The organism is Aquirufa antheringensis (assembly GCF_004307425.1).
Classification (GTDB): Bacteria; Bacteroidota; Bacteroidia; order Cytophagales; family Spirosomataceae; genus Aquirufa; species Aquirufa antheringensis.
Genome location: NZ_SEWZ01000002.1, coordinates 512,265 through 528,830 on the forward strand (window position 1 = coordinate 512,265; position 16,566 = coordinate 528,830).

The 16,566-nt window shown below is 44.2% G+C and carries 12 protein-coding genes; 2 read left to right on the forward strand and 10 right to left on the reverse strand.

The genetic code is table 11. The features are described from left to right. Window positions 1–2: 2 nt before the first annotated feature. Window positions 3–1,691, reverse strand: a complete 1,689-nt coding sequence (ggt, locus tag EWU21_RS05155; RefSeq protein WP_130895737.1) for a gamma-glutamyltransferase — start codon at window positions 1,689–1,691, stop codon at window positions 3–5. A 263-nt stretch (window positions 1,692–1,954) separates the two neighbouring features. Between ggt and EWU21_RS05160 the strand changes: the two genes are divergently transcribed. Continuing rightward, window positions 1,955–3,067 carry a toxin-antitoxin system YwqK family antitoxin gene (locus EWU21_RS05160; protein ID WP_130895738.1) on the forward strand — a complete coding sequence of 371 codons (1,113 nt, stop codon included), beginning with the start codon at window positions 1,955–1,957 and terminating at the stop codon, window positions 3,065–3,067. Window positions 3,068–3,323: 256 nt separating this feature from the next. Here the strand turns inward: EWU21_RS05160 and EWU21_RS05165 are convergent, their stop codons facing one another. From EWU21_RS05165 to rpsA, 8 genes are all read right to left on the reverse strand, one after another. Beyond that, window positions 3,324–3,842: a hypothetical protein gene (locus EWU21_RS05165; RefSeq protein WP_130895739.1), complete on the reverse strand. Its 519-nt coding sequence runs from the start codon at window positions 3,840–3,842 to the stop codon at window positions 3,324–3,326. Between the two features lie 109 nt (window positions 3,843–3,951). After that, the gene (locus EWU21_RS05170) at window positions 3,952–7,323 is read right to left on the reverse strand and encodes an efflux RND transporter permease subunit (protein ID WP_236633190.1); all 3,372 of its coding nucleotides are present in this window, start codon (window positions 7,321–7,323) and stop codon (window positions 3,952–3,954) included. A gap of 64 nt (window positions 7,324–7,387) precedes the next feature. Further along, window positions 7,388–8,497 (reverse strand): efflux RND transporter periplasmic adaptor subunit, encoded by a 1,110-nt coding sequence (locus EWU21_RS05175; protein WP_130895741.1) that lies wholly within the window; start codon window positions 8,495–8,497, stop codon window positions 7,388–7,390. 7 nt (window positions 8,498–8,504) lie between these two features. Further along, window positions 8,505–9,848 (reverse strand): TolC family protein, encoded by a 1,344-nt coding sequence (locus tag EWU21_RS05180; RefSeq protein WP_236633176.1) that lies wholly within the window; start codon window positions 9,846–9,848, stop codon window positions 8,505–8,507. Next, window positions 9,845–10,447 (reverse strand): TetR/AcrR family transcriptional regulator, encoded by a 603-nt coding sequence (locus tag EWU21_RS05185; protein WP_130895742.1) that lies wholly within the window; start codon window positions 10,445–10,447, stop codon window positions 9,845–9,847. Before EWU21_RS05185 ends, EWU21_RS05180 begins: the two co-directional genes overlap by 4 nt. Window positions 10,448–10,549: 102 nt before the next feature. Next, complete coding sequence (locus tag EWU21_RS05190) at window positions 10,550–11,059, reverse strand: cupin domain-containing protein (protein ID WP_130895743.1); 510 nt, start codon at window positions 11,057–11,059, stop codon at window positions 10,550–10,552. A 66-nt stretch (window positions 11,060–11,125) separates the two neighbouring features. Beyond that, window positions 11,126–12,559: a Gfo/Idh/MocA family protein gene (locus tag EWU21_RS05195; RefSeq protein ID WP_130895744.1), complete on the reverse strand. Its 1,434-nt coding sequence runs from the start codon at window positions 12,557–12,559 to the stop codon at window positions 11,126–11,128. A gap of 109 nt (window positions 12,560–12,668) precedes the next feature. Then, window positions 12,669–14,510, reverse strand: coding sequence for a 30S ribosomal protein S1 (gene rpsA / locus EWU21_RS05200; protein ID WP_130895745.1), 1,842 nt, complete (start codon window positions 14,508–14,510; stop codon window positions 12,669–12,671). Window positions 14,511–14,730: 220 nt separating this feature from the next. Between rpsA and EWU21_RS05205 the strand changes: the two genes are divergently transcribed. Further along, window positions 14,731–15,783: an aldose epimerase family protein gene (locus EWU21_RS05205; RefSeq protein ID WP_236633177.1), complete on the forward strand. Its 1,053-nt coding sequence runs from the start codon at window positions 14,731–14,733 to the stop codon at window positions 15,781–15,783. Here the strand turns inward: EWU21_RS05205 and mazG are convergent. Next, entirely contained in the window at window positions 15,780–16,565 is a 786-nt protein-coding gene (gene mazG, locus EWU21_RS05210) for a nucleoside triphosphate pyrophosphohydrolase (RefSeq protein WP_130895747.1), read from the reverse strand. The two genes, EWU21_RS05205 and mazG, sit on opposite strands and share 4 nt — an antisense overlap. Window position 16,566: the final 1 nt, after the last annotated feature.

Below are 16,566 nucleotides of genomic sequence, written 5' to 3' on the forward strand. Positions count from 1 at the left end.
CCTTAATATCCTGTGGCTTGTCCGTCTTTTCTCGATTCTGTCGCTCCATAATATACTTTGCGAACCGGATCGTATTTAATGCATTGGTAGCCTCCATAAATACCGCTCATATAGCCCACCTGATGCCCTTTTTGCAATAAATCGCGAATGACTTCATACGGATAACCGTGCTCCAGGGTAATCATACCGCCAGTCGTTTCCATTGTCTCGCCCGTAGGTTCAGAGGAACCTTCGTGGTTCATGCGGGGATAATCGCCTGCTTCTTGTACGTTTAGGCCAAAGTCCACCACGTTCATCACAATCTGCACATGACCCATCGGTTGGAACGCGCCACCCATCACGCCAAAGCTCATCACCGGCTGACCATCCTTCGTCATAAAGGCTGGAATGATCGTTTGGAATGGTCTTTTTCCTGGCGCATAGCTATTGTTTTCACCTTCTTTTAGGTTGAATAATTCTCCCCTATCTTGGAACATAAAGCCTAAACCATCCGGCATCATGCCTGACCCAAAACCTCGGTAATTACTCTGGATTAATGACACCATATTGCCGTCCTTATCAGCCACGGTCAAGTAGATCGTGTCCCCCTCTTTCAAGGCAGGATTTCCCGCCTCGTAATGGCGACCCGCGCGATTCGGGTTGATCAACGCCCGGCGCTTCGCGCCGTACTCTTCTGAGATGAGTTCCGCTACCGGAATTTTGGCAAACTCAGGATCTGCATAGTATTTTGCGCGGTCTTCGAACGCTAGTTTTTTGGCCTCCGTAAACAAATGCACGTGCTCCGCAGAACCAAGTTTAATTTTGGAAAAATCATAGCCCTCTAAAATGGTTAACATCTGTAAAGCCGCGATTCCCTGGCTATTCGGTGGCAACTCCCACACATCATATCCGCGGTAATTCACGGAAACCGGCTCCACCCATGTAGACGTGTGCGACGCTAAATCCTCATAGCTCAAAAACCCACCATTCTTCTTCATAAACGCGTCCATTGTCCGCGCCATATCGCCCTTATAAAAGGCATCACGTCCCTCTTTTCCTAGTTTCTCTAAGGTATTCGCTAAGTTCGGGTTCTTGAAAATATCACCCTCCACCGGCGTTTTTCCAGTTGGATAGTAGTGGTTTGCCACATTCGGAAACTTACCATAATTCGCCGGAACCCGACCTAATGCGGAAGCAAATTCACCGTGCACAGGGAAGCCATTGCGCGCATAGGAAACGGCCTTTTCTAACACCTTGTTCATCGGCATCGACCCGAATTTCTTGTGCAATTCAAACCAGCCATCCACACAACCCGGCACGCTCACCGGCAATGGACCCAGCGACGGAATGTGTGTCAATCCGCGCTTTTTGAACTCCGCTAAAGTCAAGGATTTGGGTGATCTCCCCGACGCATTCAAACCATATAATTTCTTTGTTTTTGCATCCCAAACAATCGCAAACAAATCCCCTCCTATTCCATTCACGTGTGGCTCCACGACACCTTCCATCGCATTCGCCGCAATAGCTGCGTCGATCGCATTTCCACCGGCTTTCAGCACATCAAGTGCAGCCTGAGTAGACAATGGATGTGAGGTAGCGGCCATCCCATTTTGGGCAATGGCCTGTGAGCGAGTCGCCCAAACTTTACCATACGGACGATCTTGCGCCTGAGCAAACAGGGGCAAACAAAGGAGTAGGAGTAATTTCTTCATGTTGTTGATTTTGAAACAGTAAATTAGGGAATGGTGGGGGGAAATGCAAATGGGGTTGTGGGGGTCGGGAGTCGATAGTTGCTAGTCGATAGTCGGGAGTCGATAGTCGGGGGTCGATAGTCGGGAGTCGATAGTCGGGAGTCGATAGTCGATAGTTCGAAGTCCGCAGGGAAAGAGTCCGGAGGGACGGGGCAAATTATCAGTTTGTTTATTGATAATTTTCTCAATAATGCATAACTAGTGCTTTCCCAAACCGAATCAGGATGAAAAAATATCTACTACTACTCTTATTGCTAATGATTTCCTCTGCGAAGGCATTTGCTTGTACTTGTGTTTATACGCGGCCATTTCAAATTTTAGATGATTTAAAAGGCTATGAGTTTATCGCGCATGTAAAAATTGTGAATGATCATGATAAAGAACCGCTTACCAATCCCAAAGGAAATTCATTTGATAAAGTAGACATTCAGGTGCAAGAATTATTCAAAGGAAAAATGACAAACGTAATTTACGAAGTTGATAAGAAAAACTTTTGTAGTTTGAATATAGTGAACGGACAGGAATGGATATTTTTTGCGGTACGTTTGAACGGAAAACTCGTGGTTCGGTATTGTGATGATAACCTAATTTATCGAGAAGCAGATGGTCAAAGAGATTGGGAATACCAGAGGGGATTTAGGGAAATAAAATTACTAAGAGAGCTTTTTGGGATCCCAGAAAGGAAGCTTGCGAATGGAAAGCATACAGAATACTATGAGAATGGCCAAATTGAAATAGAGGAGAATTATGAAAACGAAAAGCGGGTTGGGGAGAGGAAAATTTGGTATCCCAATGGTGTTCTAACCTCCAAAAAGTTTTTTGTAAATGATTCTTTAGATGGAAAATTAGAACGGTATTACCCTTCCGGACAACTAAAAGAAGTAGGGTTTTTCCAAAGAGGCAAACCCTATAATGTCCATCGAAGCTACAATGACACAACCTACTTCCCGGATCATTGGTATAATTCGAGAGATGATTATGAGCGTATAAAAGATTCTTTAATGAAAGAGCATAAACGAATAAGTCTCTCAGAGGAGCTAGTTTTTAATGAGAAAGGAGAGAATATTGTATATAGGAAGTATGATCATTTAGGGATACTTCAAAGAGAAATAATTACCCATCCTGAGACCAATACTGTAACCGAAATTGATTACCACGATGATCATTATGGAAGACTAGTGTCTTCCATAACGTATAGGAAGGTTGGAGAATATAAGCCGCTTGGGCATTACCAATCCTACGATTATGAAGGATATCCAGAAAGAAGTTGGGATTACGATGACTCAGGAAAACGAATAAATGAAAAAATTGCTCCCCGAATTAAGAAAATGAATTAATGGAATTTTTAAACGCTAATGATGCTATGATAATGAAACTTTTCTTGTTAATTGTCTTACTTGTTTACGCTTTCGTTTTTATAAAGGTGGTGCTAGAAATTGCAAAAGACCCCAGAAAAACAGCTTTGCAGAAAATCCTGTTTATATTAATCCTATTCTCCACTCCTGGTTTAGGGTTGTTGTATTTCTTCTTGTTTGAAAGGAAAAGAGATTAAAACACCCCCCCCCCTAGACCTTCGTCCAGGGGGTTTATTAATTATTCTTCAGCTTTTTCGAAGCCGATACCACCAAGTGGTAATGTCATATACATATTCTGAATATCGCTTTTTAATCGATTGTTTAATTCCTCGAAACTAGAGTAAGTTGAAAGGGCTAAATCATTCCCTTTCCATTGTTTATAAGTTCCACCGTAATAAGGAATGACTATCCACTTGTAAGCTTTTGGGTCTCGTTTAGGAGTGGTCCACATAGGTTTTGACTTTAGGATGGCTGATTTTACAACAGTAAAAACTGGTTTATATAGCCCTCCAATATATTGGACATCAGTTATATCTCCAGAACCATGAATTTTGAAAATCAAAAAACTAAAGCTTGCCATCTGTGATTCCTCTGTTGAAAAATTCTGTTCTAAGAATTTAATGAAATAAAAGGACGTATTAGCTTCTTTGAAATAGAATTCATTCGGCTTTTGGGCTGTTTGCGCTAAGGCACTTAGGCTTAAAAATAAGCCTATTAAGGCCCCGGTGAATGATTTGCTAGTTAAAATGTGTTTCATAGTGGTCTTATTTTGATTTTAGAAAGTAAGCTAGTTTATTATTTCACAAAAACAAAAAACCCCTAGACTTATCGTCCAGGGGTTTTTGCAATTCTTGAACCTCAATAAATTAAACGGTTTTCGTGAACCACTTTTGCTTGATACGCTCTGAGATGTAGTACATACACGGAACGATGATTAAGGTTAAAATGGTGGAGAACGTTAATCCGAAGATGATCGTCCAGGCTAAGATTCCCCAGAAAACGGCGGATTCAGAACCGATGAAGATGTGTGGATTTAATTCTGTGAACATGCCCACGAAGTCGATGCTTAAGCCTAATGCCAAAGGAATTAAGCCTAATACCGCCGCCGAAGCCGTCAACAATACCGGAGTTAAACGAATTCCTCCCCCCTCGATGATTGCCTCTTTCAAATCGTAACCACGCTTAAAGCGAAGTTCCTCGATGAATTCGATTAATAGGATACCATTCTTTACTACGATACCAGCCAGGGCGATGATACCTACACCGGACATAATCACGGAGAAGGTCATTCCGAAAGCCATGAATCCTAATAAAACGCCGATTAACGATAATAAGATGGTTGCGAAGATGATCATTGGTTTTACCGCAGAGTTAAACTGCGTTGCCAGGATCAGGTAGATTAAGATTAACGCGACTAAGAAGGCTACGCCTAGGAAGGCGCCGGATTCTTTTTGGTCCTCTTGCTCACCACCCATGCGAAGTGTATAGCCTTGCGGCACTTCGATTCCTTCGAAAAGCGTGGTTAATTCGCCTACGATCTCATTCGCGTTATAGCCTTGAACGACGTCAGACCCTAGGGTTACGACACGCTCTTGGTTTTTGCGGTTGATTTGGCTGAAAGAAGTGGCATAGCGAATATCAGCGATAGAGTTCAATGGAACCTGGCGCAAGGCGCCGCCCATGTTCATATCGCGGTAGGTGATATTCATTTGCAATAATTTCTCGATTTGGTTGCGAGAATCTCCTTTTAAGCGCAATTGAATAGGATATTCATCCTTTGTATCGCGGAATTTCGAGATTTCTGCGCCAAATAATCCCGTACGCACCGCCATCGCCACTTGAGCTGATGATATGCCCTCGCGGGACGCTTTCTCGCGGTCTACGTCGATGATGATTTCCGGCTTGTTTGTCACTAAATCGGATTTCAACTCTTGGATACCTTGGATGCCAGCGCTCGAGATCGCTGCACGTACTTTTTTCTCTAAAGATTGTAAAACCGCGAAGTCTTCTCCAGCGATTTCGATTGAAATAGGCTTACCCGTAGGCGGTCCATTGTTCTCGCGTTCGATGGCAATTTCGACGCCGGCTAGGGGATTTTTGGCAAAATCCGCTTGAATTTTACTCAAAACCTCACCCGTTTTAATGCCCTCGCGCAATTGCAATTTCTCGAATGCAATCGTCACCTTACTCTTGTGTGGCGTTGCCCCACGGTCTGGTTGCATCGGATCTCCCGCGTTTTTACCCACGTTCGAAATGACCGAATTGACAATTTTATTGTAACCCTCTTTGTTCAAGAAAGCAGAAACACGCTTCTCGATCACTTTCGTCACGGAATCCGTTACAACCGCATCGGTACCGATTGGGTTTTTGGAATAAATATAAATGTAATCCGGATCGCCTGAAGGGAAGAAAACCACCTTCGGCTTCACCACGCCTAAAAGCATGATTGTCACGATCAATAAAACGAAGGAAGAAATCGTGGCATAAATAGGGCGCTTACCCATCAATACCCATGAAATTAACTTACGGTAATTCGTTTTGAAATTAGGCAAAGTAACCTCCTGGAACGGCACAATCCACTTTGGAGTAATCACAAAGTGATTGAATATGTACAGAATGATACAAAGCACGAAGAAGTTTCCAAAGCCAAAGTGACCCAAGCCAAAGCCCATCACATAACCGAAAACCGCCAAGCTCAACAAGATGAATACCGTACGACGGATATCCGAAAACTGCGGATTTTTCACGTCGTTCACCTCTTCATCGTGACGCTTCATAAACGTAATCGCGAACACCGGGTTCATGACATAAGCCACAAAAAGGGAGGCAAAAAGCGTAATGATCAACGTAATAGGCAAGTATTTCATGAACTCACCCACGATCCCTGGCCAGAATAACAAAGGTAAGAATGGCGAAATCGTCGTCAATGTTCCAGACAATACCGGTACGAATACCTCTGAAGCGGCTAATTTCACCGACTCGGTAATCGTCAATTTCTTGAAGTTATTGAATAAACGGTGGGCATTCTCGATCACCACGATCGCGTCATCCACCACAATACCGAGGCCTAAAAGGAAACCAAATAAGACGATGGTATTTAAGCTAAAGTCTAAAGAAGGCATGAACAAGAAGGTCATCAAAGCCGATAAAGGCACCGATAGGCCCACGAATACCGCATCTCTAACACCCATGAAGAACATCAATACGATGACGACAAAGATGAAACCTAGGATTACGGTATTAATCAAATCCGCTAAATCACCACGCGTACGCTCGGATTGATCCGCCGTCGTTGTGACCGTTAAGCCCGCTGGGAAACGGTTTTCTTTGTATTCTTCGATCGTCTTCTCGATGCGATCTGCCGCCTCGATTAAGTTCGCACCCCCACGCTTGATGACGTTTAAGGTGATTACCGACTTATTGTTCAAACGCGCAAAATCTTGCTTTTCTTCGTAGCTATCTTTTACTTCAGCCACGTCCTTTAAACGAACGCGTGCACCCGTAGAAGAACCGATCATTAGATTAGCTAACTGATCTACTGCTTTGAATTCACCTGTCACTCGAAGGGAACGACGAACGCCATCCACGGCCAAATCACCGCCTGAGATGTTCACGTTTTCGCCTTGAACGGCAGATTGGATATCGTAGAAAGTCAAACCATAACTTTGCATCTTGTACAAGTCTAGGTTGATTTGGATCTCTCTTTTCAAGGCACCGATGATGTCTACGCGGTTAATTTCCGGCATCCCCTCGATCTCGTCTTGTAAATCCTCCGCATACTTTTTCAACTTATCTAAGGGATAGTCCCCCGCGATGTTGATGTTCATAATCGGGAATTCGGAGAAGTTTACCTCAGCGACAGAAGGCTCACGCGTTAAGTCTTTAGGCAAATCTGCGATCGCTTTATCCACCGCATCTTGCGTGCGTTGCTTCGCAATGGGGACGGTGACGTCCGTATTGAATTCCACGATGATGACCGAAATATCTTGCAAAGCATTTGACTTCACACGCTTGACGCCCGTGATCGATTTGATTTGCTTTTCGATCGGTTTATTGATCGTGTTTTCGATGTCCGAGGGAGTCGTTCCGGCGTAGACCGTTTGGATGACCATTTGTGGCACCACGATGTCTGGGAATTGTTCCTTAGGTAAGCTCGAATAGATTCCCATCCCCGCCACAAATATGATGAACGTGAAGATGTAAACCGTCGTGCGGTTTTGGGCTAACCAGCCCACCATGTTATAGATCAAGCCTTTGCCTTCTGGCAATTGCTCATTTTTGCTATTTTTTTCCATTTTCTACTTAGAAAGAGATGGCTGTACCATCTACTAAATCTTGAAATCCTTGTGTAATGATCGCGTCACCTGCTTTTAAACCTTCAGAAATCTCTGCTTGGCCGTTATAGGTTAAACCGATCGTGACTTGACGTGCACGCGCTACTTTCTTGCCATTCTCCTCTACCGCTACGTATACTAAATTGCCTTTCTCGGTCTTTTGGATGATGTTTTCGCTGATCACGATCGCATTTTTCTTAGACGTATCGTTAATGTTGATCACCGCTAATAAGTTCGGCTTTAACTCGCCACCTGCGTTCGGGATACGCGCTTCGATGTCAAACGTACGGGTTAAGGGGTTTACGATTTTCGAAACTAATGAGATACGCGCCTTTAATTCCTTGTTTAAATCTGGGAATTTGATGCTGATTTCATCGCCTTGTTTCACCGTTCCTACATACGAATCAGCGATTTTAGCCGCGATCTTCAAGTTGCCTAAGTTCACGATTTGAACGATAGGTACACCAGGAGCGCCCATTTCACCTGCTTTTTGGCGAACTAATTCGATGGTTCCAGCGATCGGAGCCGTTACGCGAGATAAGCCTAATTGCGCTTTCAAGGTGACGATTCTTTTCTCTAAAGACTCCATGTTCGACTTCGCACTCAAGTATTGTACTTCTGTCCCGATTTGTTGATCCCAAAGCGCTTTTTGCTTCGTATAGATCGTCTTCGCTAACGACAATTGTTGACGAACCTCTTCTAAGGACTCTTTTAAGATGTTATTGTCCAAAGTCGCAATTAATTGACCTTTAGACACCGATTGTCCCGCTACGACTGGCAAGGATAAAATCACGCCACCCGTTTGTGGGCTTACTAAAACCGTGTTTTCAGCGACTACATTTCCTTGTGCTTCTACGAAGTGTAGGAACGTTTGTGCTACTAATGGGCTCACCGTTACGGCGATTACTTTCGCTGTGGCTTGCTCAGTAGGCTTACCTACTTCTTTTTCTAATTGCGCGATTTTTGCCTGGATTTCTTTTTCCTGAGACTTCAAATCCGCTAATTCTTGCTTTTTGTCTTTTGATCCGCATGCCGCGAAGAAAAGAATTCCACTTAGGAGGATGGCTATTTTTTTCATGTTTTTGTTAGTCTATGTATAGTGTACCGTTTGCTTTTTCTAATTCCACTTTCGCCACTAGGGCATTGTAAAGGGCCGTAAAGTAGTTTGCTTGTGATTCTTTAATGGATGATTCTGCGTTCAAAACCTCTAAGTTTGAACCTACCCCTTGTTGGTATTTCACCCGGGTAACGCGCGAAATCTCGTTCGCTAAGTCCAGGTTCGCCTTTTGTTCTTTCATGGATTCCAAAGCGTTTTTCATCGTAATGCTCGCCTGTGAACGCTGCAAGTCGATAGACGACTTTAACAAGCTGTAAGACTGACGCACCTTTTGTAAGTTATTCGCTGATTGAACCGCTTTGTATTTCTTCGAAAATCCGTCAAAAATCGGGATCTGCAAAGCCACCGTAACAGCTGCGTTATCGAACCATTGTTTAGTGATCAAATCGCTGAATGCATTGGCCCCTGCGTTATAACCGTAGTTCGCGTTCAACACTAAACGAGGCAAATAACCTGCCTTGATGCTCTTCAGATCTAGTTCGGCTAAGTTCTCTTGTGTTTGCAAGATGGAATACTCGATGCGGTTCGCATAATTGAAATCCCCCGCCGCATTCGTGTTGAAGGTCGCTAATTCCACCTTCTCTAAGCTCTCGCTTAGGCGAATCGGTTCTTCCATGGGGAAACCCATTTGGAATTTGAGTAAGGAATAGCTCAATGCCTGAAGGCGCTCAATATTCTCTAATTCCGTGCGCAGGTTATTGGCTTGCACATCTAAACGCTGCACGTCGATCTTTTCTACGAAACCTTGCTTGTTTAACTCGCGCGTCTCCTTCAGTAAGGTATCTAAGCGAGCTACATTTAAGGCTAAAAGTCCTTGGCGTTTTTCGTTCACCAAAATCCCATAATAAGCCTTCGTCACATTCTCTGCTACTTGCTGCTTCGATTGGGTAACCGATTTAACGGCTAAGTCTTTGTAAACGCTAGAAGCCTTCAAACCTAATAAATAAGTTCCGTCAAAAACCAGTTGGCTCAAACCCACACTAGCAAATCCGGAATTATCCACACCGAATTTCGCGGCAATTAATTCACCATCCGCTGCAGCCGGGTTAAATATTTTAGCAGGAATGAACGCACGTTGTAAGACGATATTGTTCGTTAATGCAAGAGAACCATTGACTTGAGGTAAGCCCATGGCTTTGATCTCACTGATTTTCGCACTTGCGTTCTGCAAGTCGATTTGGCTATTTTTCACCTGGACCTGGTGGGCGATGGCATAGTCTACGGCCTGCTTGAGGCTATAAGTCTGTGCATTCGCTGCAAGGGAGGTCAACAAAAATAGACCGGCATAGATTTTTCTTAGGCGGATCATCATTTTAAATTGTTTTGGTAAGATGTGTAAAGTGTTAAACCTTTTTCGGTCAAAATGCCTCGCATGAAAATGTCCATCAGCGTGAGCTGGGTTTCATACAAGGATAATTTATTGTTGGGGTAAAAATCAGGGTTGAAGGCTAAATCTACTTCGGCCATCCGCAAACGCGCTAGCAATTCGAAATCGATATCATTTCTGAAATACCCGAATTGTGCCCCCTTTTTAAAGTCAGCGATTAAATTTCCGTGAATATAATTTTCACCGTGGTTCTTGAATAATTGAAAGGCGGTAGGGAAGTATTTCTGGATTTCAAACAGTAAACGAGGGTTCATCTGCACTAGCATATCCTTCACCATCTCGAAAGATTTGAACATCTTTTCGATGACGTTAGCATATAAGCGATCTAATTCTTCCCATTTCGCAGCATCTTGCTCGATGAAGGATTTGACCACTTCACAGACCATCGAATCTTTATCCGGAAAATGTTGATAAATCGTTTTCTTCGAAATGCCTAACTCGCTGGCAATCGCATCCATCGTTACGGTCTTAACACCATAGCGGAAGAATAATTCAGTTCCTTTTTCTAGAATGCGCGATTTCATTTGCTAACCCCATAAGTTATCGGGATGGCAAAACTATGGAAACTTTTAGAGACTACAAAGTTTTCTTGTATTATTTTAAGATTACCGGCTGGTTAAATTTGATTAACGGCCAAAATCATCCTGCAAACGGACGATATCCGATTCATCTGATGGATGCGCTACATCGGTATGTTGCCAAATCTCCGTCACCACTCCCCAGTTGTCTAAACCGACTAATCGATGGCGCATACCAGTGGGTAAGGTGATCAATTCACCTTCCTGATAAACCCCCGGAGCCGATTGCTCATCCGTCTCCGAAATCACCACTCCTACCGGACCCGCATTCACCGTCCAAACCTCCGCTCTGCGGAAGTGGTATTGCCACGACAAACGCTTCTCTGGCGCCACCACTAAAAACTTAGGACTTAGTTTCTGCGTGATTTGGATCGCATCTAGTGAAAGTTGTGGGAAGAATTGAGCCGCAAATTTCGCTGCCTGGCTTTCATCTAACACAAAGAAACCTCCCCAAGGGCGGCTGTGGTCTTTGTCGATAATGGTATAACCGTGGGAAAGGATGTAGGCCTCGACTTGTGCGAAGACTTGGGAGGCAGGAGTAGTTGCGCTAAAATTCATAGTACAAAAATAAAAAAAAGACGGGAGAGCATCCCGTCTTTTCACTTCTATTTATCGAATGGTCACTTACAGTGTCCAGCCTTTGCGGTATTCGCGTTTTACAAATTGGTTCGCTGCCTCGAAGTTCGTGATGCGCATGTTTTTCGCATCCCATTCTAGCTTTTGGCGACCAATGTATTTCGCATTACGGCCTTCTCCATCACGTAATAAATACGAACGAATAGCCAGATTACCCATCAACACTGATTCCGTAAATGGAGCCGCATAATCAAATGGAGAACTGACTTCCATATTGCCAAAACCCGCTTTACAAGCCTCCACCCACTGGGTATTGTGACCGCCATCGCCGCCTTTTACCCGTGCTATGCTTGCTTTAGGAAGTTCTGATTCATCTACCCGCACACCATTACGGTAAACTTTTGGATTCATACCATACGTTCCGCAGGTCATGATTCCTTTCGAACCGATCAGGATAACGCCATTCGTTCCATCCGCATCTCCGATCACATCGGTCGAAGGAATTCCGTCTGGATGTGGTGCGCGAAGGCCACCGTCAAACCAGGTTAACTTCACAGGAGAATTATTTTTCTTCGAAGGACCATAGTGTAAGGTTACCATCGAGCTAGGAGGACATCCTTGTGGAATGTGCTCCGGTGTCCAATCCTGTAAGAAAACAGAACCTACAGAACATTCTACGTCGATCGCATCGCGGATGCCTAGCACTTTGAAGGGAGGGTCTAATAAGTGACATCCCATATCTCCTAGGGCACCTGTACCATAATCCCACCAGCCTCTCCATTTGAAGGGAAGAAAAGCAGGGTTATATTCTCTGTATTTCGAAGGTCCTAACCATAGATCCCAATCTACCTCAGCCGGTGCTGGGGAACCAGCCGCTGGGTAAGCAATTCCTTGTGGCCACACTGGACGGTTTGTCCACACTAACACTTCTTTTACTTTTCCGATCGCCCCGCCATCGAACCATTCCATCATTTTACGAACACCGTCGCCGGATGAACCTTGGTTACCCATTTGGGTGACTACTTGCATCTCACGTGCTTTCTCCCCTAGGATACGAGCCTCGTAGATGTCGTGTGTCAAAGGCTTTTGCACATATACGTGTTTCTTGCGACGCATGGCCTCCATCGCAATGGTAGCGTGGGTGTGGTCAGGCGTAGAAACAATGACTGCATCTACATTGCTGCCTTCTTTATCTAAAGCAGCACGGAAGTCACGGTAATAGTTTGCTTTGGGTAGGTCGCCTTTGATTCGAGCGATTTGGCGATCATCGACATCGACGATAGCGACGATGTTTTCTGCCCCTTTATTATAGGAACTCATGATATCGCTGTAGCCTTTTCCGCCACCACCGACACCCATGATGTTTAATTTGTCTGAAGGAGCAATGTAGCCCTTGCCTAGCACGTGGCGAGGTACAATGTAGAAACTGGCTGCGGCTAATCCTGCCTTACGCAGGAAGTCCCGTCTTGATTCGTTACTCATGGTTGATAGGTTTAAATGATTGGATGTAAGTTTGGAAAAAAATAGGAGAAAACAAAAAAAAGGGGTCAGCTTTCGCTAACCCCTCTCAGTATAGAACAGTTGAATGTTACTATTCAGCCTTTTTAGATTTTTTCTCTAATTTTTTAATCGCTTGTTCTCTTTCAGCACCTTCCATTTGCTCTTTTAAAGCAGATAAAGCACCGATATCTCCCATAGTCGATTTCTCAGCTGTTACACTAGCAGGCTTGTCAGCAGATTTCGCTGCTTTCTTTTTCTCTGGCTTCGCAGCAGCAGCATCAGCCGCTACTTCTTCCGCCGTTGCCGCCGTGAAAGTACGTGTGTGTGATAAGATGATCTTACGCTCTTCTTTGTGGAATTCTGTTACCACGAAGTCTAACGCTTCACCTACCTCAGCCACTGTTTCGTCTGCTTTCGTTAACTGCTTCAAAGGAGCTAATCCTTCGATACCGTATGGCAATTCTAATACACCGAACTTCTCGTTCTTCGAGATGATCGTTGATTTGTGAGTTGAGCCTAAAGTGAACACACTTTCAAATGTATCCCAAGGGTTTTCCTCTAATTGTTTGTGGCCTAAAGCTAAACGACGGTTATCCGCGTCTAATTCGATCACTATAACATCTAAAGAATCACCTACTTTAACGAATTCAGATGGGTGTTTGATTTTCTTTGTCCAAGACAAGTCAGAAACGTGAACTAAACCGTCGATTCCTTCTTCTAATTCTAAGAATAAACCGAAGTTAGTTAAGTTACGAACGGTTCCTTTGTGCTTCGTACCGATTGCGTATTTCGCTAATAAATCAGTCTTAGTCCAAGGATCTTCTGTTAATTGCTTGATACCTAGAGACATCTTGCGCTCAGAACGATCTAATGTTAACACGACTGCTTCCATTTCGTCGCCTACTTTCAAGAAATCTTGTGGGTTACGTAAGTGTTGAGACCATGACATCTCAGACACGTGGATTAAACCTTCAACGCCTGGCAATACTTCTAAGAAAGCACCGTAATCAGCTACGTTAACAATTTTACCTTTTACTTTCGAACCTACTTCAGTTCCAGCAGCTAAAGCCTCCCAAGGGTGCGCTTGTAATTGCTTCATACCTAAAGAGATACGTTTTTTGTTTTCGTCGAAGTCTAATACCACCACTTGGATTTTTTGATCCAATTTCAACACCTCTTGTGGGTGGTTGATACGACCCCATGAGATATCTGTGATGTGAAGTAAACCATCTACACCACCTAAATCGATGAACACACCGAAATTAGTCATGTTTTTGATCACACCTTCTAGTACTTGACCTTTATCTAAGTTCGTTAAGATCGTTTGACGTTGAGCCTCTAGATCTTTCTCGATTAATACTTTGTGAGATACAACTACGTTGTCATTTGTGTGGTTGATCTTAACCACCTTAACCTCCATGTTTTTACCTACGAAAATATCGAAGTCACGGATAGGCTTCACATCAATTTGAGAACCAGGTAAGAATGCCTCGATTCCAAAGATATCTACGATTAAACCACCTTTTGTACGGCGCTTAACGAAACCATTGATGATGGTATCTTCTTCTAATGCTTTCTCGATGTTAGTCCATGCACCCATCACCTTAGCTAACTTACGTGACAATGTTAATTGTCCGTTTGCGTCTTCTTGGTTCTCGATGTATACTTCAACCTCGTCACCAGCTTTCAAATCCGGCATATCGCGGAATTCTGAAGCAGATACTAAACCATCAGATTTGAATCCAATGTTAATGATTACTTCACGGTCAGTCTTGCTTACAACAATACCTTTCACTACTTCCTTCTCAGTGACCGAGTTCAAGGTTGCTTCGATAGCAGCCTCCATTTTTTCTTTTTGTTCTGTAGTATAGTTACCACCGAACCCTTTTCCTTCAACTAAATCCCAGTCGAAATCTTTTGGTTGTTTTGACATATTTGGTGCCCGTTTGGCTAATCGTTTTTGATTTTGCCTACATCAACAAGCTGGGCTAACCTGCTGAAATTAAGTTTGAAACAATTTTTAAATTGGGGTGCAAAGCTACGAAGAATTAGTTTATTTTCCATCTTTTGTGCTAAATTGTTGTCACAAACCTCGTTAACCTATGAAATATTGCTTTTTAGCCCTTTTTTTCTTGTCCCAAAACCTATTTGCTATGTCTAATCCCGGAAAACCTTTCGGTCAAACGCCTGCGGGCGAGTCTGTTACCTTGTATACCTTGAAGAATGCCAAAGGCATGGAAGTGCACATCATGAACTACGGCGGTATCATCCAAAAAATCCTAACGCCGGATCGCAATGGAAAAGTGGAAGATGTGGTGCTGGGATTCGAGACTTTACAAGAATACATTAAAGACACTCCCTATTTCGGAGCGATCGTAGGACGGTTCGGAAACCGCATTGCAAACGGGAAATTTACGCTGGACGGGAAAGAATACACCCTCGCTGCCCAAAACAACGGCCAACACCTTCACGGTGGTCTCATCGGTTTTGATAAGAAAGTGTGGAAAGTGGAAGCGGCCTCCGCGCAGAGCCTTAGCTTATCCTATGTTTCGAAAGACATGGAAGAGGGATTCCCCGGGAACCTACGCGTTAAGATGACCTATACCTTATCGGAGGATAACGAATTAGGGATCTCTTATGAAGCCACAACGGATAAAGCGACCGTATTAAACCTGAGCAATCACTCGTATTTTAACCTGAGCGGAAACGCGAAACGCGATATTTTGAACCAAGAAGTGCAGATTGATGCGTCGCGATTAGTCGCCGTGAATAAGGTGTTAATTCCGACGGGCGAATTGACTCCGGTAAATGGTACGCCGTTTGATTTTACGAAGCCACATGTCGTAGGCGATCGCATAAACGACACTTCGTCAGAGCAGATTGTGTTAGGCGGAGGCTATGACCATTGCTGGGCTTTGGATAAACCGGCGGGATCGTATGCGAAGATTGCGACAGTAAAAGATCCAGTTTCGGGTCGTAAAATGACCGTGTCAACAGACCAGCCTGGGGTACAGTTTTATACGGGGAACTTCCTAGATGGACATTTGACGGGGAAATACGGGGTGCAAATCACCAAGCGATACGGATTGTGTTTAGAGACCGAGCATTTCCCGGATTCACCTAATCAACCAAACTTCCCTAGCACGGTTTTGCGTCCAGGGGAAGTCTATAAAACGAAAACAGCGTATCAGTTTAGCGTGAACTAAAGCGTTTTCGCCTCGTTCCAGTAGATATCCATTTCTGCCAAAGTCATCTCGGAAAGCGTCTGGCCATTCTCTGCCGCGCGTTTTTCGAGGTGCTGGAAGCGCTTGATGAACTTCTTGTTCGTCCGCTCCACGGCTGTTTCGGGATTAATATCGATGAATCGGGCAAAGTTCACGAGACTGAAGATCAAGTCCCCTAGTTCGCCCTCTGCCTCCGCCTTTCCCGCGGCATCGAGGTCTTTACCCACAAAAGTCTCTTTGAATTCGCCCAGTTCTTCCTCCACTTTCTCCCAAACCTGCTCTTTTTCTTCCCAGTCAAAACCCGCACCGCGCGCCTTTTCCTGTATCCGCATCGCTTTCACGAGTGCTGGGAGAGAACCTGGAACGCCGCCCAGAACGGACGTGTTCCCCTCTTTTAATTTCAAGGTTTCCCAATTCTGCTTTACCTGGTCCTCCGTCTCAGCTACCACATCGCCATAGATATGCGGATGGCGACTGATCAGTTTTTCACACACCCCGTGCAACACGTCGCTTACGTCAAACGCTCCTTTTTCGGAACCGATTTTGCTATAGAACACAAGGTGTAAGAAAATATCCCCTAGCTCTTTGCGGATTTCGGTCAAATCATTTTCCATGATCGCATCGGAAAGCTCGTAGGTCTCCTCGATGGTCAAATGGCGTAATGATTCCAGCGTCTGCTTCTTGTCCCAAGGGCATTTCTCCCGCAGGTCGTCCATGATGACAAGTAAACGATCGAATGCCTCCGCGGCTTTGGGGTATTTCATA

Coding starts and splice junctions, on each gene's coding strand:
- ggt (WP_130895737.1), bottom strand. CDS start 1,691: ATGAAGAAATTACTCCTACTCCTTTGTTTGCCCCTGTTTGCTCAGGCG.
- EWU21_RS05160 (WP_130895738.1), top strand. CDS start 1,955: ATGAAAAAATATCTACTACTACTCTTATTGCTAATGATTTCCTCTGCG.
- EWU21_RS05165 (WP_130895739.1), bottom strand. CDS start 3,842: ATGAAACACATTTTAACTAGCAAATCATTCACCGGGGCCTTAATAGGC.
- EWU21_RS05170 (WP_236633190.1), bottom strand. CDS start 7,323: ATGGTGGGCTGGTTAGCCCAAAACCGCACGACGGTTTACATCTTCACG.
- EWU21_RS05175 (WP_130895741.1), bottom strand. CDS start 8,497: ATGAAAAAAATAGCCATCCTCCTAAGTGGAATTCTTTTCTTCGCGGCA.
- EWU21_RS05180 (WP_236633176.1), bottom strand. CDS start 9,848: ATGATGATCCGCCTAAGAAAAATCTATGCCGGTCTATTTTTGTTGACC.
- EWU21_RS05185 (WP_130895742.1), bottom strand. CDS start 10,447: ATGAAATCGCGCATTCTAGAAAAAGGAACTGAATTATTCTTCCGCTAT.
- EWU21_RS05190 (WP_130895743.1), bottom strand. CDS start 11,059: ATGAATTTTAGCGCAACTACTCCTGCCTCCCAAGTCTTCGCACAAGTC.
- EWU21_RS05195 (WP_130895744.1), bottom strand. CDS start 12,559: ATGAGTAACGAATCAAGACGGGACTTCCTGCGTAAGGCAGGATTAGCC.
- rpsA (WP_130895745.1), bottom strand. CDS start 14,510: ATGTCAAAACAACCAAAAGATTTCGACTGGGATTTAGTTGAAGGAAAA.
- EWU21_RS05205 (WP_236633177.1), top strand. CDS start 14,731: ATGTCTAATCCCGGAAAACCTTTCGGTCAAACGCCTGCGGGCGAGTCT.
- mazG (WP_130895747.1), bottom strand. CDS start 16,565: ATGAAATACCCCAAAGCCGCGGAGGCATTCGATCGTTTACTTGTCATC.